Genomic DNA, 22,832 nt, shown 5'->3' with positions numbered 1-22,832 from the left:
TGGTGGTCGTGGCGCCCGGTGCGGGCCCTGCCGAAGACGCGGCAAAGGGTCCGGCGGAGGGGGTCAGGGCGCCGGTGAAGGCGGCGTGGCCGGGCACGGCACCCGGTGCGAAGCCGCCCTGCGCCGGGGTCCCCGGTGTGCGTGCTCCTGGCACGGGGACCTCCGGCCCGGTGGTCAGGTGTGTCGTCATGGCGCGGACCGCCACTGGTCCGGGATCACGGCCCGGCCGGCCGGAGGCACCGCCCACCGCCCGTCCAGTACGACGCGCAGCCGGTCGGCCACCGCGCCCACACGGTCCGGGCGGAGCAGCGTGAAGTGGCCGCCGGGCAGCCGGGTGACCTCCAGCGCGCCGAGGTCCACGCCGCCCCACCCGGCCGTGGGGTCGGAGACCGGCAGCCGGGGGCGGCGCGTCTCGCCGATCACCGGGGGGAACTCCTGCGCCGCCTTGACCAGTACCACCCGCAGATCGGACGGGGGCACCCGGTAGCGGACGTACGCGGCCAGGGACGCCTGGTAGACGGCGAGCAGCCGGTCGAGGGTGGGGTCGGCCAGGGGGGTACCGGTGGCGGCGAGCTCGCGGTGGGCCAGGGCGCGGCACTGGGCGTCGGTCAGTTCCGGCCGGGGCCGGAAGCCGCCGTCGTCCCCGGCCATCGCCCGGTGCACGGCGGCGATCTCCAGCAGCGCGGCCCGGTCGTCGCGGCCCGGCACCGGCTGTCCGGGCTCGGGTACGTAGGTGTCGAGCGCGACCACGGCGGTGACCTCGTGCCCGGCGCCGCGCAGCAGGCGGGCGGTCTCGTAGGCGACCAGGCCGCCGAAGGAGTAGCCGCCCAGCAGGTAGGGGCCCTGCGGCTGGACGGCCCGAACGGCCGTCAGATACCGCTCGGCGAGCGCCTCCACCGTGGTCAGCGGCGTCTCGCGGCCGTCCACGCCGGGGGCCTGGAGCCCGTAGAAGGGGTGCCCGGGACCGAGGGCGTCGGCGAGCGGGAGGAGCTGGTGCGCCGAGCCGATCGCGCCGCCGACGCAGAAGAACGGCGCGGCGGGGGTGAGCGGGACGGCCGTCGGCGAGGCGGGCGGGAGGGCGGGGCGCGAGTCCGTCGCACCGGCCGCGGGGGTGCCGCCCGGGGCTGCGGCGCCCGCCCCGGGTGCGGGCGCGACGGGTGCGGGCCCGGCCGCCCCCGGGGTGGCCGGCGTGGGAGTGGCCGGACCGGTTCCGGCCGGCGCGGGGGTGACCGCCCAGGACGCGGGCGCGATCAGATCGGCGGTGTACGCGGCGACGGCGTCCAGGGTGGGCAGGTCCAGCAGCAGGGTCGGCGGCAGGGCCGTGCCGACCTCGCGGGACAGGTCCGCCAGCAGGGTCACCGAGGTCAGCGAGTCCAGACCGTACGAGGCCAGCGGTGCGTGCGGGTCGAACTCCTCCCGCCGGTGGCCGAGTTCGGAGGCCAGATGGCCCTCCAGCCAGGCCAGGATCTCCGCCCGGCCGGGCGCGGCCGAGCCCGGGACCGGGGCGGAGGCGCTGCCGGCCCCCGTGCCGGCACCGGAGTTCGTCTCCGGCGCGGCCGACGCGCCGAAGAATCGTTCCACCAGGGCGCGGCTGTGGGCGATGACGTTCTCGATCAGCTCGAAGCCGTGCAGACCGCCGGTGTGGTACGTGCGGTCGCGGCCCTGGAGGTTCTCCAGCCGGTCGAGGATCCCGGCGGCCAGGTCGTCGGCGGAGAAGTGCGGCATGAACCGCCAGGTGCGGGTCAGCAGCACCTCCTCCAGCCGGCCCCCCATCGCCTCGATGTCGGCGCGCAGCACCGCCTCGGCCTCCGGGGTGTCCGGGCCGTAGGCGTAACAGGCGTAGACGTCGCTGCCGGGGTGGCGGTGGTGGAAGGCGACGCAGTGGCCGGGCGGCGCGATCCGGCCGCCGGTGCGCACCAGGTACATGCCGTTCTCCGGCAGTCCGGTGATCCGGCACAGCACCGTGCGGTAGGGCAGGGTCCGGATCCGGGCGGCGAGGGCGCGTTCCCGGGCGTCCGGTTCCAGCAGGGCGGCGGCCTGGTCCAGGGGGCAGGCCAGTACGAGGGCGTCGGCGCTCAGGGTGCCGTCGCCGGTGTGCACGGTGATCCCGTCGGCGGAACGCTGGATGCGGGTGACGCGGACGCCGGTGCGTACGTCGGCCAGTTCGTCGGCGACGCGCCGCCACAGCCGTCCGAAGCCGCCCTTGACCGTGAAGGTGCCGAGGTGTCCGGTGGCCGCCCGGCCGGGGGTGATCAGGCCGGTCATCTCGGCGTGCCGGACGAAGTACAGGGCGGGCACGCCGCCGGTGCGGGGCCCCCGCTCGCCGTGCCCGTCACCGTCACCGCCACCGTCGAGGTGACCGTGCCCGTCGCCGTCGAGGTAGCCGTACCCGGAGGCGGTGCAGGCGTCGCCCAGCCAGTGCCCCAGCGCAGTCAGGCCGTGGTCCTCGAGCCAGCCGGCCGCGGGACGGGACAGGGCGGGCGCGGCCGGCGCCAGGCCGGGGGCGGAGATGCCGGGGAACCGTTCGGCGCGCAGCGCGCGGTAGCGGGCCAGCGCCTCCGGCAGGCCGGGGACGGGGGCGGGCGGCGCGATCGCGGCGCGGTCGGCGTCGTAGAGGAGGGTGGGGGTGGTGTCCTCGGTCTCCAGGCCCAGTTCGGCGACGAGCCCGGCGAGTTCGCCGTACCGGCTGGTGCACAGGTGGGCGCCGAGGTCGTAGGGGCGGCCGTCGATCTCGACCGAGGCGGACTTGCCGCCCACCTCACCGGCGCTGTCCAGCACGACGACGGTGTGACCGCGTTTCTCCAGTTCCCGGGCGGCGGTGAGCCCGGCCGGGCCGGCACCGATCACGCAGACCCGCCGCAGGCCGCCCCCGGGACGCGGCCCGGCCGACGGCACCGGGGCCGGGACGGGGGCCGCCGGGCGGGGGGTGCGGGCGGCGTGGACGGCGCGGTAGACCAGCGCGCGGGCGTGGTTGACCGAGGCGGTCTCGTACGGGGAGCGGGCCAGGGCGATGCCCAGTCCGGGCGGGGCGCACGCCGGGTCGAAGACCGCCTGTTCGGCGAGGTCGCCGCCGGGGACGCCGTCCAGGGTGAGACGGGCGATGGTGTGGTGGGGGAACGCCGCCTCCGGCCAGTCGGCGGAGGGGTCGAGCGCCGCCCGGTTGGCCCGCGGGTCGGTGCCGAGCGGGTGAAGCCGGACCTGGAACAGCAGCCGTACGCCGCCCGCTTCCCGTACCCGGGCCAGCAGGTGGTCGCGGAACAGCCGGGGCGGGCGCCGGTCGCCGGGCTCGCGCGGCAGGAACTCCGGTGCGACGGGCGGGAAGAGCCGGTCGCCGGGGTCGTGGCGGCCGGGGCCCGAGGGGTCCGCCGGGGCGCCCGGATCCCCGCCGGACTCCCCGTCCGGCACCACGCGGTACCGCACCAGCCAGGGTGTGCCGGTGGCGTCGGTGTACAGGCGCGGAGCCTGGGAGTGGTAGTGGTGGCCGGCGAACGGCACCGGCCGTCTGATCTGCTCCCACAGCGCCTCGCGGGCACCCGGCACCTCGCGGGCGACGGCGGCCCGGTCGGTGTCGGTGCCGAGCAGGTAGCGGGCGAAGGTGGCGGCGTCGGGGGCGAAGAGGCGACGCCCGGTGTTGAGGGTGAGGTTGAACGGTGAGCGGGCCGGGTCGGAGGGGGCGGCGGGGTGGAGGAGGAGCAGCGACAGCCCGCGCGTGCCGGGGATCAGGTCGTCCGGGGACTCGCCGTTGCTGAACCGGGCCAGGACGGGGTAGCGCAGGCCCGGCGCGAAGAACGGGTGCCGGGGAACGCCGGGGACGTCCTGGAAGTCGAGGGTGCCGCCGACGGTGACGGCGTGGGTGTGCAGCGGACGGCGCAGGGTGACGCGGGCGCGCCGGGCCATCCCCTCGAACCGGTCCAGCAGTGCGCGGAAGTCGCCGTCCACGTCGTCCAGGGCCGGGTCGCCGGGGCCGTCCGCGGCCCGCACCCCGGGCACGGTGACCGCTCCGGCCGCCCCCGGACCGGGGACACCGCCGGGCTCCCCCGAACCGGGGCCCTCGTCGCGCCCGCCCGGGCCGGTACGGCGGTCCTGCTCCCCCTCGCCCGGAACGCCGTCGCCCGTCACCGGGGCCGGGGTGACGTCCGTGGCGCCCCGGTCCGCCCCTGCCGGGCGCCCGCCGGGGGCGGCAGCGCTCCGGTCCGGGTCCGGGTCCGGCACGGGCACGTACCGGCCGGACGTCGCCGGACCCCGGTCGGAAGTCGCCGCGCTCCGGTCGGGTGCGGGCGTGTCGCTCATCGCACGGCCTCCGCGCCGCGCGCGACGCGGGCCCGCTCGCTCTCCAGGAACGCCTCCCGGCAGGCGGTGCGGCGGATCTTCCCGGTGTCCGTCCTGGCCACCAGCCCCGGCGGGCCGACCACCACGGTGTCCGGGGCGATGCCGCAGTTCTCCAGCACGCCGGCGCGGACCGCCGCGCGGACGGCGCGTTCGTCCTCCGGTCCGGGCGCGTCCGGACCGGAGGTCTCCACCACCACGATCAGCCGCTCGCCGGAGCGGACCGCGGCCGAGGTCGAGGCCGCGTCGGGGTCGGGGTCGGGGTCGGGGTCGGCGGGTACGGAGAAGGCGGCGACGCCGTCCGGGCGGATCAGCGGGTGCCGGTCGCGCACCGCGTCCTCGATGTCCCGCGGGTAGTGGTTCTGCCCCCGGACGACGATCATCTCCTTGAGCCGTCCGGTGACGTACAGCTCGCCGTCGTGGACGAAGCCCAGGTCACCGGTGCGCAGATAGCGGTGGGGGTCGCCGTCGGCGGTGGCGGCGCGGAAGGTCTCCTCGCTCTCCCGCTCCAGGCCCCAGTACCCGGCCGCCTTGGTGGGCGAGTCCACCCAGATCTCCCCCACCCGGCCGGGCGGCAGCGGCAGCCGTGTCTGCGGGTCGACGACGAGCAGCCGGGAATCCGGTTTGGTCATACGGTGGGAGCCGTAGAGGACGGCCGTGGCCCCGCCGGGCGTACCGCCACCGTTTCCCCTGCCGTCCCCGCCGGGGGTGTCCGCCACCGGTTCCGCCCGGCCGTCCAGCAGGGCGTCGCGGTCCACGCGCAGCGGCCCGCCGCCGCCCATGGTGACGCTGAGGGTGTGCTCGGCCATCCCGTAGCCGGGGCAGAAGGCGGCGGGGACCAGCCCGTACGGCAGGAACGCGGCGAAGAACCGCTCGACGGTGGCGGGCTGCACCATCTCGCCGCCGGAGCCGAGCACCCGCACATGACCGAGGTCCCAGCCGACGCGCTCCTCCGGCGTGGTGCGGGCGATCATCAGCTCGTACGCGAAGTTGGGCGCCGCGGTGTGGGTGGCCCGCACCCGCGAGACCACGTCGAACCACAGGGCGGGACGCCGCAGTACGTCCAGCGGCGAGAGCACGTAGGTGCGCGGGCAGTACCCGGCGAGGGTGCTCAGCAGGAAGCAGACCAGGCCCATGTTGTGGAAGTGCGGGATCCAGGTCACCGCGACCGCGTCGGCGTCGAGCCGCAGGTCGCGGGCGATCGCCTCGACCTCGTGGACGACGTTGCGGTGGGTGATCACCACGCCCTTGGGCGCGCCGGTGGAACCGGAGGTGTACTGCAGGAAGGCGGGCTCGGCCGGGTCGGCCGGGCGGTGCCAGGAGGCGGGGTCGGGCTCGGGGGCCGGGCCGCCGCGGTCGTCGGTGAGCAGCCGGGCGGGGCCGGGCCGGTCCACGCCGTCCGGAGCGGGGGCGCCGGCGGCCCGGGCCGCGCGCAGCAGGGGGCCGTGGGTGAGGAGGACGGTGGCGCCGCTGGCCGCCGCGACGGCCGCCAGCGGGTCGGGGCCGCCGGCTCCGGGACGGGGCGGGGGCAGCGGCACCGGCAGCACACCGGCGGCCAGGCAGCCGAGGAAGGCGGCGACGAAGTCCAGCGACGGCAGGTACACCAGCAGCGCCCGGTCGCCCGGCGCGGCACGGCCGGTCAGCAGCGCGCGGACCCGCTCGGCCTCCCGGGCCAGTCCGCGCACCGTGAGGGTCTCCGCGTCCCGGCCGTGCTCGTCGACGAGGGTGAACAGGGCGCGGCCGGGGTCGTCGTCGAGCAACCGCGTGAAGGCGGCGAGCAGCGTCTCGGTGGCGGGGTGCGCGGAGCCGTCGGCCGGCGGGTGACCCTCGGCGTACGAGGCGGCCCCGGTGTACGCGCGGTCGGCGCGGGATTCGTCGTCCATCTCTGCTTCTTCCTCGAACGTCACTTCCGGGCGTCCCCCGCCGGGGTCGTGCGGTCGGCGGGCGTCACAGCGGGAACACGGCGACATGTCCGGCCCGCCGTTCGGCGATGAACGCGCTGCGCACATGAGCGGTCACCGAGAGGCGAGAACCGGCAATCTGTCGACGCCGGGAAAACGGTGTGGACCGGGAGGCGGTTCATGGACCGGTTTTGATGTGACCCCGATCACACGGAGGGGTGATCTTCCCGGCCGTACGGATCTGCACCGGCCGACACCGGTACCACTGGTACCGTGTCTGCCATGACAGATTCCTCCGCCTCGGCCGCCTCCCCCTCCCGGGCCATGAATCTCCGCTTCCGCGATCCGGAGCAGCGAGAGGCGATCATGGCCGCCGCCCGGCAGGCCGGCGTCAGCATGCAGGAGTACGTCCTGTCCGCCGCGTACGAGCGGGCCACCGCCGTCCAGCGGCGCTTCCTCGACGCGTTCGAGCGGTCCATGGCCCGCAGCGGTGACGCCTTCGCGGCGGAGCCGAGCGCCGCCGACCCGGCGCCCGGGCAGCGCGCCGCCGAACGCGAGGCGCTGCGGGACCTGGCACCGGGCGAGCGGGGCCACGCCGCGTGACCCGGCCCGGCCCGGCCGGTCCCCCCGGCCCCTCGCACCCGATCGACGTCCCGTTCCTGCTGCACGCCGCCGAACTCCTCCCCGGCGACCCCCAGGTCGACGACCTGGGACCGCTGTACGCGGCGGTCGCCCGGGTCGACGCGCGGGCCCTGGACCGCGAGGTCTACGGCTCTCCGTTCCTCAGGGCGGCGGCGCTGCTGGAGACCCTGGTCCGGCTGCCGTGCCTGGAACACTCCAACGAGGCCTTCGCCTGGCACTCCTGCGAGGCCTACCTGGCGCTCGACGGCCACGAGCTGGACTACCCGCCGAAGGAGGCCGTCGCCCTGGTCCGGGACGCCGCGTCCCGCACCCTCGGCGTCGCCCGGATCGCCCGCCGACTGCGCTCCTGGGCCGCCCCGCCGGAGTCCTGACCGCCGGGGCGCACCGTCCGGGGCCGTCGTTCCCGGCGGTCCCGCAACGCCCGGCGCGCGCCTCGGCACCATCCGCGCCCCGTTCCGGTCCGGCGGCCGGGGTCTGTCGGAAACCACCGGACCCGCCGGCGGCCACCGGCTTCGGCCGACGTGGCCGCGGCGCAGCGGCCGGGCGGACCCACCGCCTCCTCCAGCATCGGGTTCAGGATCCCAGGCACCGCCCCGAACTCGCCCACATAGCGGTTGACGATTCCTCGCACGACGGGGTTCGGATTGTCGGTGAGCATCTTGTGCATGTGTTGCACGAGGCGTGGATCGATCTCGAACCGTCTGCCCAACGCCAGCCTGGAAGGCGGCCGCTCACCATTGTGGCTGCGCAGGTGCCACTGTTTGCAGAGATAGGAGTCCATGGCCTTGCGCCTGCTTGCGCCCAGGCAATCCGCGGCCAGTCGGGGTTCCACTCTCTTCCACACCCCGGGGTGATCGTCCGGGAGGAGGGGGCCAGCAGCTTGGACAGGCGTTCGCGGTCACATGGGGAAATCCGCAGCGCATTCCACCTGACATCACCGACTCGCGGCATGACCGCGGGGGAGGCCGAAGCCGGCATTGCGCCCACCAACCGGTCCCAGAGGCCCGATTCAATCCATCCCCTCAGCTTCTCGCGAGGCGAGGCCCCCGGGAATCCGTCCTCGGCAACGGCAGCTTTCCAGTACTTTCCCTCAGCCTTTTCCATTCGCTCCCGGGCGGGCGGATCGCCCCCGCCGGCCAGGAAGAACCCCCGTAGAACACGGTCACCGCAGTCAGCGCGATGTTCACTGTGGTACGTCCCTGTTCTTCGGCTTTCTCAGATCTCCGGCGACGACGCCCCCGCCACCGCGGAAACGGTGACGGGGTGCGTGTGGTTCATCACCCGGCGGAGAGCGACCGGCCGCCGCCGCTCACTTGGCCAAGGAAGCGAGCAGGGCGTCGGTGACCTCTTGGCGCAGGTCACGGCAGGCCAGGCGGGGCGCCCCCGACGACGATGTGCTCGGCCTGCGGGAGGGCCCGGTGGAACGGCTCAGCGGTGGCCTCGATCGGCAGGATCAGCGTCGATACCGCCACCGCCCTTGAACCACCGCGGGGAGTTCCTCGTAGAAACAGTGACGCCTGGGCGTAAAGGGCCCTTACCGGGCGTCAGCCCTGCTGGCTGTTGTGGCGGCAGCCAGCAGGGCGGGCAGGCGCCCTCCCCCGCCCACCTCGCCCTGACTCGGACCACCCCCTTGCAGGCCGCCGAGCTCGCGGGAGAAGACGTACGAGGCGGGCAGCGACGGATCATCGGCCCGCCGCCAGATCACCGGTCCAGCATCGGCGGCGGCGTCCAGCGCTTGCAGTGCGCCGGAGACGAACAGCCCGCAGGCGTGCGCCGGCAGGCGGCGAGGGTGCGGCGTACCGCCTCATACCGCTGGAGCGCCTCCGCCGTACGGCCGACCGCGTGCAGGGCGCGCGGCAACGTCACCCAGGACGTTTCGCGCAGCGGGTTCCCACCGAGCAGTAACTGGGCTCGCAGCTCACCCGGGGGATCCGTCTCGCCGCGGCCTGAATGAGGCCATGCCCGGCTTCTTCGTGAGCGCCCCGCCACTGGGTGGTGCGACGTCGGCCGAGCAGAAGAGGGACCGTGTGAAACGCGGTGCCTGCGTCCCTCTGGCAGGCAAGGACACTCAGCGGGTGAGTGGGGAGTGGTTCGGGGGCACCCGTAGTTCGTGGTTCGGGTCTCGCCGCCCATGGCAAGCGGGTGAACAGGCCGGACGGACCGCGCGCCCCGGGTGGTGACGGCCGGGGAGACGGTGGCTGAGACCTCGGGGCTGAACTTCAATGAGTCACTGCGGGGAAAAAGCAGCTCAGCAGGCATGCGCACCCCCTACCAGCGACCGAAGCGACTCAACGACGGACACAGCCCAGCGAACACGGCCCTTGAGGTCGTGGAGCTCATGCCGAGAGTCGAACCTGTCAGTTGTGCGTGGAGCGGTGATCTGGTCCAGCAGTTCTAGACCCGGGAGACGCGGCGAGTGGCCCGTGGGCCCGTGGGCCCGTTCAGAGCGCGCCGGCGCGGATCATGGACTTCCGCGAGTTCTGCTTGAGCCGGTCCTCGTAGCAGGTGAGGGCGGTGCTCACAGTGGTACCGCCGGTAAGGACGCCGTCGGGGATGCCGGCGAACAGGCCGGCGTTCTCATCCGTGACCACGCGGCGGTCGTCCGGTCGGGCGGCCGGCGTGAGTTCACCGAGCCGGTTGAGCCGGTGGGTTTCAGGGCCCGCGATCTGGCGGACTCCGTACAACGGCTCCTCCTCGACCGATGTCGCGACCGCGGCCGCGACATCGGCGGCGGCAACCGGGCGCAGTTGGGTGGAGGGCAGGTGCACCCGCCCTCCCCTGGTGGAGAGCCCCATGACCGGAGCGACGAACTCGAAGAACCGTGCGGCGCGCACGATGGTATACGGCAGCTCGCTGTCCCGCAGTACCCCTTCCTGGGCGGACTTGGCCCGGAAGTAGCCGTTCTCAGGCAGTTGGTCGGCCCCGATGACGGAGAGCATGACGTAGCGACGCACGCCTGCCCGCTGCGCGGCCGCGATCAGGTTCTGCGCCGACCGGGTGAAGAAGTCCAAGGATGTTTTCGCCTGGAACGACGGGGAGTTGAAAGCGTCCACGACTACGTCCGCGCCCTTGAGGACCTGCTTCATCCCTTGTCCGGTCAGAGTGCCGACACCGGTGAGGGGAGCGGCCGACACGGCATCGCGGCCGCTGCTTCTGAGCATGCCGACCACCTGCCGGCGAATCAGCCCCGTACCGCCGGCCACCACGACCTTCATCAGCTCTCCGTGTTGTTGGGACTTCAGGACAGTTCCGGCCCGGCCGTGCACCAGTCGTCCTGATCGGGGCACGCCGGATCAGGGCGGGCGCCCATCCCGTGCTCAGCAAGCCGCGTACGGCCTTGGCCACGGTCGGACCACGGACGGTGCGCCGCCTTCCCCTTCACGGTGTCGCCCGGTCATGGCACCCGTTGCGCCGAACAATGAAAAAACCGGCCCGGTTCATCGATGCCGCTCACCAAAGCCGGCACTTCCCCACTGCGCTGCTGGAGCCGAGTCCCCGTACGGTGCAACAGGCCCACAGCCGTTCCAGAGGCCACGAGCTCCGATTCCTCAGCGGCGAGCAGGCGGTCGGTGTCGGCTGAGGATCGTCGGCGGTTCCGCTCGACGTGGTGTCGCAACGCCATGGCAACGGCACTCAGAACGGGCCCGACGCGTTCTCTGCCGGAGACGGACCAGCTGACGGCCCCCGGGAAAACACGTGGGACTGTAAGTCGTTCGGCTCTTCCAGGATTTTCGTGGGCGTTGATCGTTCAGTTTGGGTCTCAGTTGAGCAGGACGATCTGGCGCAGGAGGCCATGGCCGGCACGGCCGGACATCAGGCGCTTGAGGAGTTTGATCTTCGTGTTGACGCCTTCGGTGCGACCGTTGTGCCAGGGCAGGGTGAGGGCAGCATCGACTGCGGCGCGGTCACGCTCCAGACCGTTCGCGAAGGAGTGCAGAAAAGGCAGGTCAGCACCACGAGTCCGGGTGATTCAGACTGCCGACTCCTCAACGTTGTCCGCGTGCGGAGTCAGTAGTCCGGCGAAGGTTTCGTGCCCGCGCTGGAGCAGTTCCTGGGCAGCTCGGCCGGACTCTCCCCTGCGGGGGTCGCCCGGCTGACCCGACAGTGGCAGGCCGACCACGCCGCCTTCATGGACCGCGACCTCGCAGAAGTCGACTACGTGTACGTCTGGGCCGACGGCATCCACCTCAGCGTCCGCCTGCGGACCAAGGTCACCCGCGGCGCCGGCTCCCGCACCGCCGCCCTCGCCATGGTATTCAAGCTCGTCGGGTCCGCCCAGCAGCGGTGGCGGGCCGTGAGCGCACCCCACCTCATCGCCCTCGTCCGGGCAGGTGCCCGCTTCGAACGCGGCCGACTCGTCGAACGCCCCGAGGTGGTCGCAGCGTGAGCACCCTCGCGGCCCAGCCCATCAACACCAGCAGGCTCGACCTGCTGCCACTGCACGTCGAGCACGCCGAGGAGATGGCCGCGGTGCTGTCCGATCCGGCCCTGCACACCTTCATCGGCGGCACGCCGGACGCCCCGCAAGCCCTGCGCTCGCGCTACCAGCGCACGACCGCAGGCTCTCCCGATCCAGCCGTGTCCTGGCTGAACTGGGTGATCCGGCTTCGTGACAAGTCCTGCCTGACGGGCACAGTCCAGGCGACGGTCAGCCCCTCCGGCCACGGTCCCATCGCAGAGATCGCCTGGGTGGTGGGCACCCCGTGGCAGGGAAGAGGCATCGCCACCGAAGCGGCCCGAGGACTCGTCGCCCGGCTCGGCCGGCAGCCGGTGCGCACCGTCATCGCCCACATCCATCCCGAACATCGGGCATCCGCCGCCGTCGCCACTGCCGCCGGGCTCACACCCACCGACGAATGGCACGAAGGCGAGATGCGATGGCACCGGAGCATCAGACGATGACTTCAACGATCCACAGGTCTTGACCATTACTCGGGCCGGTGGGAGTTGCAGAACTTCCCGAACTCACGCAGGGCATGGAGCAGGTGTCGCTGATTCCAGATCACGGTGCGGCCCAGCAGTTCGCGCCGACAGGTCTGCACCCGCCTCTCCATGATCGAGTTTGTTCTCGGCATCCGGACTCCCGTCAGCACGACCTCGCTCCCCGCGTCGGCCAGGACGGCGTCGAACGGGGCGGGGAACTTGCCGTCCCACTCCCGGATCGGGAACCGCGCCCGGCAGCCGGTGTCCTCCAGCTCCACGGCAAGGTTCTTCACCGCCTGTGCCACCCGGGCGGCGGTCGCCGACATGTGCAGGTGGGAGCGGACCCGTTGGCTGTGCGCCGACCGTGTGCCGCGCTCACAGTCGGTGCGGGAGTGGCGCCGCGCCACCGGTTCCCCGCCTCGGAGTTTCCGGACGACGAGCGGTGCACGGCGGTACCGGGCCACCTACTTCCTCCTTCGCCCATGTCGGCCGTGCGGGTCCAGTACTTCTCGGCGGCACACAGACAACCCAGAGCCCCAAGTGTTGCCGGATCTCGCTGCTGTCCACGGACGGGTGGGTACGAGGGACCCTCCCTGCACCTCGCTCGCAGCCTTGGTGTCGGGTCATGAACGACGAACAAGTGATCACGGACCTGCACACCCGGTGGGTGTTCGGATGGGAGCGCGACGAGGGGGACGGACCGTTCGGCTTCCAGCGCACCTTCGGCGAGTTCTACGACTTCAGCTCTCCAGACGTCCGACTCTACGACGACTTCGCCCCCGGGCGACGTGCGGCGACGGCAGCCACCGAGTACGGCTCGATCCGGGAGCCCAACTTCCACAGCCGAGCCACGACCAACATCATCGCGATGATCGCGATCGTCGGCAGCGCGAACACCCCAGTGCCGGGACAGTCCTTCCGCGAGCGGCCGGCGACCAGCGTTCCCACCATGCCGCCGCCCGTGAAGAGCGCGACAACCAGCCCCATCGCGACCTGTGACTGTCTGTCCTGCCGGGAGGTTTGCGCACCAGGATGAATGAGAGGGACAACGCGCCCACCATGACGCCCTGCAATACCTGACCGAGCGACAACACCGGCAGGTTCGGCGCCAGGCCGGCCAACGGACCACCGGCCGCAACCACCGCCATCAGCCGTATTGGCCGCTCCAGACACCGCCGGGCGTCGTCCCCCGCCGCCGTCTTCCCCTGGTGTACCCGCACCAGCCACTCACATGACCTGATGCCTACGCACTACAGGCCGGATCGGGGAGCGTCACTGAGTGACACGGTCGGCGAAGCGGGCAGGTCGGCGGCCACCGTGCCGAGTAGTGCGAGGGCCTGCTGGGAAGCGCTGCCGAGTTCGGCCTGGTACACGACGAGCTGCTGGTCCGTCGCGCTGTCGACGGTGAACGAGTCGTAGGTCAAGGTCAGCTCGCCGACCTGGTGATGGTTGAAGGACTTGGCCTCATGAGCCTTGCCCCGGACATCGTGCCGGGCCCACAGAGTGCGGAACTCCGCGCTTTTCAGGGACAGTTCACCGACCAGTTCGGTGAGCCGGGAATCGTTCGTCAGGTCGCCGCTGCCCGCGCGCAGGGCCGCGAGTCCGGACCTGGCGACCCGCTCCCAGTCGGGGTAGAAGTCCCGGGCGTCCGGGTTCAGGAAGGTGAACCGGACCAGGTTGGTCTCGCCCTGGTCCAGCATCCTGGCGAAAAGGGCGCGTCCGAGGCGGTTGCCGGCGAGCACATCCAGTCGGCGGTCGAGGACCAGCGCGGGTGTGTGATGCCAGCCGTCCATCAAGCGCAGCAGCCTCGACCCGACGGTCACACCGCCGCCTCGTCGGACGGAACTTCGAGCCGTTCGTGCCAGCTGGTGCAGGTGCGCCGTTTCCTCGGGATCCAGTCCCAGGGCACGGGCCAGGGCGTGCACCACCTGTGCGGAAGGGCGCTTCTCCCGTCCCTGTTCCAGCCGGGCGTAGTAGTCGGTGCTGACCCCGGACGCCTGGGCGACCTCCTCCCGGCGCAGGCCCGGCGTCCTGCGCCGGCCCGACCAGGGCTGCCCCGTCCGGGATGGGCTGGTCATCTCTCGCCGGGCGCGGAGGAACTCGCCCAGTGGGTTGCCGCTGTCCATGCCGCAACGATAGGCGCGCACGCGATCGGTTACCTGGGTGTGGCGCACCCTGGATAAGACCGCCCTGGTTGGCCCTCGGCCCACCGAACACGATCGACCTCATGACAGACAACGCTTCGAACGACTTCTCCCTGCCCGTTGCCGGTGTGCCCGCGGGTCCGCTTGCCGGCCGGGTCGCGGTGATCACCGGGGCCAGCGCCGGGATCGGCGCGGCGACCGCACACCGCTTCGCCGCCGCCGGAGCGGCGGTCGCTCTGCTCGGCCGGCGATCCGGGCTACTGGAAGACCTCGCCGCGACCCTGCGGGAGGAACACTCCGCCGAGGTCCTGCCGCTCGCGGTCGATGTAACCGACCCCGCCGCGTTGACCGCCGCCGCGTCGACGATCCGCGCCGCCCTGGGCCGGCCCGACCTAGTCGTCGCCAACGCGGGGGTGATGCTCGGAGCACCGTTCGACGAGGCGGACACGGCCGAGTGGGACCAGATGATCGACGTGAACCTGCGAGGTCTGCTGGCGACCGGCCGGGCCTTCATCGCGGACCTGCTCGACGCGGCCGAAGCCGGACGGGCCGCGGACCTGGTGAACCTCGGCTCGATCGCGGCGGAAGTGATTTTCGCCGACTACCCGGTCTACGGCGCGACCAAGGCGGCGGTCACCCAGCTGACCCGCAACCTGCGCGCCTCTCTGGGGCCTCGCGGCGTACGGGTGCGGTCCGTCGACCCGGCCTTCGCCATCACCGAACTCGGCGCCGGCATGGCACACGAGGCCACACGGGTCGGGCTGGCGGAGATGCGGTCGGCCATCACCACCATCACCGCGGAAGACGTGGCCGACGCCATCACGTACTCGGTGGCGGTACCGGCCCGGATCAACATCGCCGCGCTGACGGTCGTTCCCACCCAGCTCGGCTGAGAACGGCGTGCGGGCGCCCACCGCGGTAGCCGGTGGGCGGGCGGTTTCCAGCGGTCGTTGCGACACGAGGTTGTGTTGATCAGGTTCTCGCGTGGCCGGTCGGCGATGTGGATCCGCTCGTCCTCGGACGGATACCGCGACGAGCCGGAAGCCGGCACCACCAGATCGATCGGTGGTACCGGCTTCCGGTTCCGTTCCCCGGAGCGGCCGTTGCGCCACTTCCAGCCGGTCCGCGCAACGATGCCGCCGACCCGGCATGCCTCGGCATTGCTGTATCCCTGCTGCACGAGCCGGGAGTATGCCTCCCGTTCCCGGGACAACTTCTTACGCCCCTGTGGAGTCCGGTCCCCTCGGGTCCTGAAGTCCATCGCACCCCTTGAACTGGGGTGTTGCGACGACCACTGGAACCCGAGCAAAGGGGCCGGCCCCATGTTGCGCTGGTTACTCGGTCAGGTCGGCCATTGGCCGTGACATGGTTCAGCCGGTGTGGACAGTGTGGCTGTCCCTGTGCTTGACGAGGAGGTCCAGCATCTTGTTGAACTCCTCGGGCGGCATCTTGTGGATCAGGTGCTGCGCCGCATAGACGCCGTCGTCGTAGGGGAACCGCTTCGGCTGCTCTCCTGCACCGGCCGCCGCTGCAGGAGCGGTGGCCTGCTCGGGAACGGATGGCGTGTCCTTCCCCGCTTCAGTAGCAGGCGACTCATGCTCCGTGACCGCCGGCACAGGGGTCGCGCGTTGCTCCGCAGTGGCTGGTTTCTCCGGTGCCGGGGATGGTTCGGCCGCTCCCTGTCCGTGCGGTTCGCCGTCGCCCGCGTTGCCGGTGATTACGTCGTCATCACCAGGAGGGCTGTTCTCCGAGCGTGCGGGCGTGCTGGTTGTCGGTTGCGTCGTGTGCTTCGCGGGGATGCGTGCCTTTTCTTCTTTTCGTGCTCTTTCCGCCTTCAGTTCTTGCAGAGCTGCTTCCTGCTGGTCTGCTGGTTTGTTGCCGACAGCCCGCAGCAGGTCGATGGGGTCCTCACCGATGCGTGCTTGCAGCTCGGGAGTGAGGTTGAGCAGGGCGAGACGCTGGGACACCCAGCCCTGGGAGCGGTGCAGGCGCTTGGCGAGGGCCCTTTGGCTTCCATGGATGGCCAGGAGCCTTTGGAGAGCGCGAGCTTCGTCGAGTTCTTCGAGGTCCTGCCGGTGGATGTTGGCGACGAGAGCGGACTCGAGGAGTTCCTCCGAGGTGGTGCCCTGGTCGTCGCTGACCATCACCTTGACGGTGGTGAGGCCGGCTTCGCGTGCGGCGGCGAGGCGGCTGCTGCCGTCGATGACGATGTGGGTGGTGTCCGGTTCGAGGTCGGCTTCACGGTCCGGGTTGGCTTTGATGTAGGCGTCGCGGTTCATGACCGTGATCGCCTGTTTCTGGCCGTGGGTCTTCAGGCTGCCGGCAAGGTCCGTGAGGTCTCCGAGGGCGGAGCGGGGGTTGTCCGGATTGGGGCTGATGCGTTCGACGGGGAGTTCCGCCGGTGGGGCGACGCCTTCGGTGGGCACGCCGGTCGCGGCGGCGACAGCCTGGCGGCGTGCGCTGACGGGACGTACTCCCCCACCGAATCGGCCGGCACCGAGCTGGTCGGCCTTACTCACAAGACCTCCCTGGCGAGCGCACGCATGCCGACTGCCTGCTGTGATTTGGGCGCGTAGGACAACAGGGGTTCCTTCACCCGGACGGCTTCTTTCTGTTCCTTGAGGTCTCCGATGAGGCCGACGACCCGGGGATCCTTTATGTCCACCCACCCCTGGAGGGACGAGGTGGCGATGTAGCCGCGGCGGGAGTCGTACAGGTTGACGACGATGCCGAGGTAGTCGATGTCGACCTGAAGGTCGCCGCGGAGGTCGTCGATCTGCGTGGTGAGCAGTTCGTACGCGTCCGCTGAGCTGTCTTCTGCCTGAACGACGATCAGGGCGCCGGACTGACCGGGGGTCTCTCCGTCGCGACGGCGGCCGTAGTAGGCGGCGGCGTCCATGCTCAGACCGAGGCTGGGCGGGCAGTCGACGATGATTACGTCGTAATCAGCTTCGAGCGGGGCGAGGGCCCTCTCCAGTGCCGCTTCCCGGGCACGCACGGCGGAGAGGCGCACGTCGAGCAGGAACGCGTCGTTACAGGCGGGCAGCAAGTGGAGTCGGCCGTTGAAGGTGTCGTCGTCGATGGAGACGATGAGGTCGCCCAGGTCGCCCTTCGGGTCGCCTGCCATGTGGTTGGTGAGGCTGTCACCGTTCATGGGCAGCGGTGCGGCGCCGAGCTGGTTGGTGAGGTGGCACTGCGGGTCGAAGTCGACGAGGAGCACACGCAGACCGGGGCCGGGGAGGTTCTCGATGTCGAGTGGATTGTCGTCCGGCCCGGCTTCGTCGGTGTGGACCTCGCTGGCGCGCAGTGCTTTGGTGAGGGCCTTGGCGACGCGGACAGGGTGCAGGGTGTTGGGGTCTTCCGCCAGGGCCTCGCCCAGGCCTGCGGTGATCGCGGTCTTGCCGACTCCGCCTTTCTGATTGCAGACGACGATCCGGCGGGTGATGGAGGGCCGCTCGATATCCGGGGCAGGGTGGGTGTCGAGCCACAACTGCACGGACTGGGCGAGGCCCTGGATGAGTGAGACCCGTCGGTCGACGGCGATCTGCCGGAACTCCTCCCACTGACCGGGAGGCAGGAAGGTGGCGAAGGAGTCGGCGCCGGCGGTGTCGATCGTCGCGGTGGCGGAGGCCAGATCGCACCAGGCGCTGATGCCTTCTTCTACGGCGGCCTGGATCTCGATGCCGCGCTGAGCGGCTCTGACTTTGAGGTTCTGCCGGAGCCATCCCGGCAGTTTGGAGACGACCTTCTCGCGGTCGCTGGAGGTGGCTGGCGAACTCATGCGAGACACCATACTAACGTCCATGATCCATCGACACATCGACACGTTAGTTAGACCAAGTTGGTGTGTGCCGGTGACCGCCTGGGTGATTACGGCGTAATCACCCAGCGCGTCAACCGGGCACGAGCCCTCCGGTGATTACGGCGTAATCACCGGCAGCGGCAGGTGTGCGCCGACAACCGAGGGGAGAGCTCGAGCAGGGTTCCGCACGCTGCCCGGCCGCGACCCCGAGTGCTGCCGCACCACGCCGCAAGAGCACCTCCGCCACCAGGAGATCCCTACGAATCATCCCATCCAGCCGTTCAGGGGAGCTGCCATGTCTGGCCGCCGTCTCACCGTTGCCGAGCAGAGGGTCTGGACGTCCTTCCCCACCGAGAGGACCATCATCATGATCCCTCCACCCGCAGACCCACATCGGACCCCGACACGGTCGTGCACGCGGAAGTGATAGCCCGTCTGCTGCTCGACGAGTGCGGACCAACACCCAGGCGCGCCCCTGCCCCATGGTTACGCGGAGCGACAGTGACAGGAGAACTGGACCTCTCCGTCTGCGGTGTGCCCGACGCGCTTGCCATGCCGACAGCCTCATCGTGAAGCACGATCTCATGTGCCGCGACGCCACGATCCAGGGCGAGCTGCTGATGTGGAGTGCCCGGCTCGGCGGGGCGCTGGTCATGGACGGCTATGCATCTCAGCGCGGAGGTCATCTCGAAGTGACTGTGGGAGTCACCCTCTGACTGAGGGTGTTGCGTCGGTGTGTTCTGAGGTCACCCAAGGGCTTGCGAAGGGACTGCGCGGTGTACTTCCGCAGTCAGGTGGCGGTGAAGCAGGAAGCTTCCGAAAGGGTCCGCCCACCCAGGCCGGACCCCCTGGACTTCAGGCCAGGGAGCACGTCAGTCGCACCCTCTCCCGGCGCTGACGCCACTCCCCCAGCGCGGGTGATTACGACGTAATCACCCGCCTGCCCCACCGCACATCGCAGGAGCGCTGAACATCCTCCGTAGCCTCTTCCCTGCCAGGACCACGTGCGGTGTCCCCCGGAACGCGCACAGGCCGGTACAGCCGAGGACGCGCGGCCTCGAGGAGATGTCGTCCGTCATGCGACGCCGGCACGATGTCCGGTTTTACGCGGCCGGTGCCGCCAGGCGGAAGCCCACGCCGATCGCTTCGAGATCCGGCTCGTAGGCGCCGTGTCGGCGGGCGCAGCGGGCCAGGTCCCGGTCGTGGAGGAACGAGCCGCCTCGGGTGATGTGCCGGTCGAAGGCCCAGTCCTCGGTGGCCGGTACCGCGGCGGGCGCGCCCGGGTAGGGGGCGTAGAGGGTGGAGGTCCACTCGTCGGCGTTGCCCGCCATGTCCAGCACCCCGAAGGGGCCGGCTCCCTCGGGGAACGAGCCGACCGGCGTCGTGGTGCCGATACCGAGGTCCACCAGGTTGGCCAGGCCGGTGCGGTACTCGTCTCCCCATCGTCGGTCACCATGCGTTCGACGCTCGGGTCCTCGGCCTCCTCATGGAAACGTAGGGGAGTACTCAGCGCACCTGCTCTATTCGACGGTCCGCGGGGCTGCCAGATGAGATGTGCGGGCGCAGACCCATGGGGTGCCGGTCCACCAGGCGGTGAGGCAGTGAGGCGATGAAAGTTCATAGCGGTGGCGGTGAGCTGATGCTGTAGTCACGCGTTGGCCTCGGCCGCCCCGGACAGCAGTCCACCTCTGGACCTGGCCGGCTATGGGGGGTTCTTGGGTCATCCATCCGAAGGTCAGGCGTGCCTCGGGTGAGGAGATTCACCAAGCACGGGTGGGTCATCCCCGTGCGGGGGTTGGTCGCTTTCAAGGCTCTGTCCGCAGTTCCGTGAAAGCGGAGGTCGGTGAGGGGAGGACACCATCCGTCCATGAGTGTCCGTACCGCCGCGATCGATGCGTTCAGGAACGTGGGGACAGTGGTCGGTTGTTTTGTGGTGATCGACGGCTCGGCTGGTTCACGCCTGGAACTCGGTGAGGTCGATGGCGTGAACGCGCAGCGGATAGCCGTACACCGGGTGTGCCGTTTCCCGCTCGGGCACCATGCCGAGCTTGCGGATGACGTTCTCGGAGGCGTTGTCCCCCACCCGGCTGATGCTGATGACGCGGTCCAGGCCGCGGTCCTGGAGTGCGAACTCCAATGTGGCGTGCGCGGCTTCGGACGCGTATCCCTGGCCCCAGAACGGTGAGCCGAGCCGCCAGCTGATCGCCACGGCGGGCATCACCTCCGGCAGGAACTCGGGCACGGACAACCCCGTGAAACCGATCAGTTCACCCGAGGCCAGCAGCTCGACGGCGAAGAGCCCGAAGCCTTCTTCGTCCCATTCCTCCTCCCAGCGCTCGATGTCCTCGGCCGTGTGGTCCAGGTCGCGCACCGAGCCGTCGTCGATCCAGCGCATGACCCGTGGGTCCGCGTTAATGTCCGCCATCGGCGCGAGGTCGTCGTCGTGCCAGCTACGGAGGAGAAGACGGGGTGTGCGGATCTCGGTCATGCGCCCATCCTGCCGAAAACGCGTGCCTCATCGGTAATCCGGCGCTCGCCCGCGCTGCCGCTCCGGAACCACAAGGCGTCAAGCCCTTGCATCGCACATCGGGACGGGGAAGACACCGGCCGACGGCCGGCCAGACGACGTGCCACTTCGGCAGGGTGGTCGAGCGGCCGGACCGATTCGGTGGCAGCCTGCCGCAGCACCAAGATTGTTCACGAAATCGCGGTCAGAGCCGCTTTCAACGAGCGCCATCCCACCCCACGATGTTTGCGTGATTACGGCGTAATCGCTCCCGAGGGTGTCGGCGCGTCCAAGAACGGGCGGACCAGCTTCAAGCAGGACCAGGTCTTGGTGATGATCGCCGCCCCGGCTGCCCTTGACCTTGAACACCTGTGGGTAGGTGATGTCCCCGACCGGAGCGCACGCCGATATCCCTTCTCAACGAAGTTGGTCCGCCGTCACGACCGTCGCTCCCGCCCTCGCCTGTTCCCCGGCCTCACCTGCGGGATCAGCGTGCCGGCATCCACGTTACGAAGAAACTGCCGTACCCGGTTGCCAGAAGGCATCGCCTTCGACCTCGAGGTTGCACAGCAAGGGGTGGTTGGCGAACCGATGCGGCAGTAGGCATACGCGCCTCCCATCTCGCCCCTCCCATGCGGGTCAATCGGGCGGGTCGACCCGTGTTCGGAGCTGCTGCCAGCAGTGGTGAACGTGCTGTTCAGCCTCTCGCACGACGCAGGAAGCGGCGTCCGGGAACACGGCCGCAGATGACGTGGCTCTGTCGGCGCCCGGTGCGGTGCGACCGCGCACCACGTGCGCTTCGCGAGCGGCACACCTTCGACTGCCCTGGTGGAGGACGACTGCCCGGGCGACCAGGATTGCGGCGATCACTGCTGCAGCGGTCAGTGCGGCAGCCGCGTGCTGATCGGACATGACTATGAGGGTCCTTTATAGGAAGGAGGTACGGGTCGGAGGGCGGGACGGCCGGCCGGTATCCGTGTCCTACCGGCCCTCCCGCCTCCTCATGCCCATCGGCCGGGCCAGGTTCCGGTCAGGCGGTGACGTTCGGGCGTCCTCATCGTGGCTGAACGTCTTCCACGTCTGCTGGAACAGCGCTCCCGTGGCCGTGCCGCTGACGGCACCGAGCGCCAGACCGACCGACTTGTCGACGATTTTCGATGCCTACGCCCGGCTCACGCCTTCCGACGCCTGCAGGCCAGCCACACCACGACCGCCACACCCGCTGCCGTCAGCAGCGTCTTGCGGTTGTCACGTGCCAGTTGCGCCCCTTGGGTGGTCTTCTGCCGCACCGGCTCGGGCGCCTTGTCCTGCCACATCTGACCGGCCTGGGTCGCCTTCGTCCGAGCCTGCTCGGCAGCCTGGGCGGCCTTGTCCTTGACCGGATCGGGCAGCCTCTCCTGCGCCTGGTGGACCAGGTCGACAGCTTTCTCCCTCAGCTCTCCAACCTTCGCCGCAGCCTGCTCCCTGACCTCGGTGGCCTTCTCCTTGACCTCGGTGGCCTTCTCCTGGGCGCGCGCCTTGACGTCGGTCTTTGCCGCGAGCACCTCGACCGTCTTCCCGAGCTCGGTGCGGGTCCGCTCGACCTGATCCCGCAGTTCCTGAGGACTGGAGGCGGTGGGCTCGTCGTGGGGCGGCTGGGTCATCGGTGCGCACTCTCCTTGATCTCGGCCACGTCGGCCTTCACGTTCTCGACCGTCTGCTCGGGCGTGAGCGGCGCGGCGCGGTCGACCTGCTTCTTTCCACTCATGGCCATCACTGCGGCGATCACACCCAGCACCGCTGTGACGATCAGCCCAGCTGCCCACACCGGCAGCGCCACCGCCAGTGCGGCCATCACGCTGGCGACCAGTGCCTGCGCCATGAGGAAACCGACGACGCCGGCGCCGCCGAACAGACCACCGCCCTTGCCGTAGCGCTTGCCCTTTTGCCTCATCTCCGCCTGAGCCAGGCGCAGTTCGCCGCGCACCAGCTCGGTCAGCTGCTGCGAGGCCCGCTGTACCAGCTCGCTCACCGGCTCCTGGCCGGAGCGGTCGGCGCCCGGGACGGATCCGGCATGATGCGGCTGCGTACTCGACACGGCGATCACCTCCCCTCTTTCTGAGTTCCTGCAGGCCGGGTCCAGTCATGCGCCCGGCCCTGTCCGATGACGGCACAAGTACCCCGAACAGACGAGTTCAGGGCGGGTGATGCCGCCGGTATTGCACACACTGTGCCGACGGGTGCCACGGTGGCGGTGTGCCCGGAGGGAAGGGGGAGGAGGAGTCGGGGCGGTCGTCGGCCTTGCCGTGAGGAAACCACGCCATCGCGGCGGCAGCGCCGCACCACAGCTTCGTGCTCTCGGTGGCCTCCTCCACCGCTGCGAGCACCTTGCCGACGCGGGGAGAGATACGCGAGGCCGCCTGCTTGGTCAGCGACCCTTCGACGTCTTCCTCTTGTTCTGGACCCGCTGTTGTCCGTAGTGATTTTTGGACAGGAACAGGCCTTCAACCCGCACAGCCGGCAGCAGTGGGTGAGGGCAGGGCTGATCGCCACGGTACGGATCTTGGCTACCTCCATCGCTGCTGGTCTCACGCGCACTCCCTCCCGGC

Annotated in this window: 16 protein-coding genes and 4 pseudogenes; 6 read left to right on the top strand and 14 right to left on the bottom strand. The window is 70.8% G+C overall.

All coding sequences use genetic code 11. The features are described from left to right. Positions 1-186: 186 nt before the first annotated feature. Complete coding sequence (locus KUM38_RS02205; RefSeq protein ID WP_217127540.1) at positions 187-4,290, bottom strand: FAD-dependent oxidoreductase; 4,104 nt, start codon at positions 4,288-4,290, stop codon at positions 187-189. Then, positions 4,287-6,209, bottom strand: coding sequence for a fatty acyl-AMP ligase (locus tag KUM38_RS02200; RefSeq protein WP_217127539.1), 1,923 nt, complete (start codon positions 6,207-6,209; stop codon positions 4,287-4,289). The genes KUM38_RS02205 and KUM38_RS02200 overlap by 4 nt, the downstream gene beginning before the upstream one ends. 300 nt (positions 6,210-6,509) lie before the next feature. On the opposite strand from KUM38_RS02200, the gene KUM38_RS02195 reads away from it, so the two are divergent. Together KUM38_RS02195 and KUM38_RS02190 are read left to right on the top strand one after the other, a co-directional pair. Then, complete coding sequence (locus tag KUM38_RS02195) at positions 6,510-6,830, top strand: DUF1778 domain-containing protein (RefSeq protein WP_254396544.1); 321 nt, start codon at positions 6,510-6,512, stop codon at positions 6,828-6,830. After that, a complete protein-coding gene (locus tag KUM38_RS02190; RefSeq protein ID WP_217127538.1) occupies positions 6,827-7,240 on the top strand; it encodes a fic family toxin-antitoxin system, toxin component in 414 nt (137 codons plus the stop codon). The genes KUM38_RS02195 and KUM38_RS02190 overlap by 4 nt, the downstream gene beginning before the upstream one ends. Before the next feature lie 1,330 nt (positions 7,241-8,570). Here KUM38_RS02190 and KUM38_RS42810 read toward each other — a convergent pair. The 3 genes and pseudogenes from KUM38_RS42810 to KUM38_RS02170 all read right to left on the bottom strand — a co-directional run. Then, complete coding sequence (locus KUM38_RS42810) at positions 8,571-9,002, bottom strand: BTAD domain-containing putative transcriptional regulator (protein ID WP_217127548.1); 432 nt, start codon at positions 9,000-9,002, stop codon at positions 8,571-8,573. 308 nt (positions 9,003-9,310) lie between these two features. After that, positions 9,311-10,135, bottom strand: a complete 825-nt coding sequence (locus tag KUM38_RS02175; RefSeq protein ID WP_308408884.1) for an NAD(P)H-binding protein — start codon at positions 10,133-10,135, stop codon at positions 9,311-9,313. Between the two features lie 494 nt (positions 10,136-10,629). Further along, a pseudogene (locus tag KUM38_RS02170) lies at positions 10,630-10,896 on the bottom strand (transposase); the annotation flags it as partial. On the opposite strand from KUM38_RS02170, the pseudogene KUM38_RS02165 reads away from it, so the two are divergent. Both KUM38_RS02165 and KUM38_RS02160 read left to right on the top strand, forming a co-directional pair. After that, positions 10,885-11,256 (top strand): annotated as a pseudogene (locus KUM38_RS02165) (transposase); the annotation flags it as partial. The pseudogenes KUM38_RS02170 and KUM38_RS02165 sit on opposite strands and share 12 nt — an antisense overlap. Then, positions 11,253-11,771, top strand: a complete 519-nt coding sequence (locus KUM38_RS02160) for a GNAT family N-acetyltransferase (RefSeq protein WP_217127537.1) — start codon at positions 11,253-11,255, stop codon at positions 11,769-11,771. The pseudogene KUM38_RS02165 and the gene KUM38_RS02160, both read left to right, overlap by 4 nt. 26 nt (positions 11,772-11,797) lie before the next feature. On the opposite strand, the gene KUM38_RS02155 is transcribed toward KUM38_RS02160, so the two are convergent. The 3 genes and pseudogenes from KUM38_RS02155 to KUM38_RS02145 all read right to left on the bottom strand — a co-directional run bounded on the left by KUM38_RS02155 (position 11,798) and on the right by KUM38_RS02145 (position 13,918). Continuing rightward, positions 11,798-12,256, bottom strand: a complete 459-nt coding sequence (locus KUM38_RS02155; protein WP_308408883.1) for a hypothetical protein — start codon at positions 12,254-12,256, stop codon at positions 11,798-11,800. Between the two features lie 376 nt (positions 12,257-12,632). After that, a pseudogene (locus KUM38_RS43515) lies at positions 12,633-12,949 on the bottom strand (MFS transporter); the annotation flags it as partial. A 93-nt stretch (positions 12,950-13,042) separates the two neighbouring features. After that, positions 13,043-13,918, bottom strand: coding sequence for a helix-turn-helix transcriptional regulator (locus KUM38_RS02145; protein WP_217127535.1), 876 nt, complete (start codon positions 13,916-13,918; stop codon positions 13,043-13,045). 101 nt (positions 13,919-14,019) lie between these two features. Between KUM38_RS02145 and KUM38_RS02140 the strand changes: the two genes are divergently transcribed. Then, positions 14,020-14,829 carry an SDR family oxidoreductase gene (locus KUM38_RS02140; RefSeq protein WP_217127534.1) on the top strand — a complete coding sequence of 270 codons (810 nt, stop codon included), beginning with the start codon at positions 14,020-14,022 and terminating at the stop codon, positions 14,827-14,829. A 477-nt stretch (positions 14,830-15,306) separates the two neighbouring features. Here the strand turns inward: KUM38_RS02140 and KUM38_RS02135 are convergent, their stop codons facing one another. Both KUM38_RS02135 and KUM38_RS02130 read right to left on the bottom strand, forming a co-directional pair. Continuing rightward, positions 15,307-16,455, bottom strand: a complete 1,149-nt coding sequence (locus tag KUM38_RS02135) for a ParB/RepB/Spo0J family partition protein (RefSeq protein WP_217127533.1) — start codon at positions 16,453-16,455, stop codon at positions 15,307-15,309. Next, positions 16,452-17,717, bottom strand: coding sequence for a ParA family protein (locus KUM38_RS02130; protein ID WP_217127532.1), 1,266 nt, complete (start codon positions 17,715-17,717; stop codon positions 16,452-16,454). Before KUM38_RS02130 ends, KUM38_RS02135 begins: the two co-directional genes overlap by 4 nt. A 590-nt stretch (positions 17,718-18,307) precedes the next feature. On the opposite strand from KUM38_RS02130, the gene KUM38_RS02125 reads away from it, so the two are divergent. Further along, entirely contained in the window at positions 18,308-18,454 is a 147-nt protein-coding gene (locus KUM38_RS02125; protein ID WP_217127531.1) for a hypothetical protein, read from the top strand. A 387-nt stretch (positions 18,455-18,841) separates the two neighbouring features. On the opposite strand, the pseudogene KUM38_RS02120 reads toward KUM38_RS02125, so the two are convergent. From KUM38_RS02120 to KUM38_RS02105, 4 genes and pseudogenes are all read right to left on the bottom strand, one after another. Next, a pseudogene (locus tag KUM38_RS02120) lies at positions 18,842-19,189 on the bottom strand (SUMF1/EgtB/PvdO family nonheme iron enzyme); the annotation flags it as partial. Between the two features lie 503 nt (positions 19,190-19,692). Further along, positions 19,693-20,226 (bottom strand): GNAT family N-acetyltransferase, encoded by a 534-nt coding sequence (locus KUM38_RS02115; protein ID WP_217127530.1) that lies wholly within the window; start codon positions 20,224-20,226, stop codon positions 19,693-19,695. Between the two features lie 1,190 nt (positions 20,227-21,416). Beyond that, positions 21,417-21,887, bottom strand: coding sequence for a DUF3618 domain-containing protein (locus KUM38_RS02110; RefSeq protein ID WP_217127529.1), 471 nt, complete (start codon positions 21,885-21,887; stop codon positions 21,417-21,419). Continuing rightward, positions 21,884-22,255, bottom strand: a complete 372-nt coding sequence (locus KUM38_RS02105; RefSeq protein WP_308408882.1) for a phage holin family protein — start codon at positions 22,253-22,255, stop codon at positions 21,884-21,886. Before KUM38_RS02105 ends, KUM38_RS02110 begins: the two co-directional genes overlap by 4 nt. Between the last annotated feature and the right edge of the window lie 577 nt (positions 22,256-22,832).

The sequence above is a fragment of the Streptomyces sp. AC558_RSS880 genome (assembly GCF_019049255.1).
Taxonomy (GTDB): Bacteria; Actinomycetota; Actinomycetes; order Streptomycetales; family Streptomycetaceae; genus Streptomyces.
The sequence above is the reverse complement of the archived record's forward strand: the minus strand, read 5'-3'. Positions and strand labels throughout refer to the sequence as shown.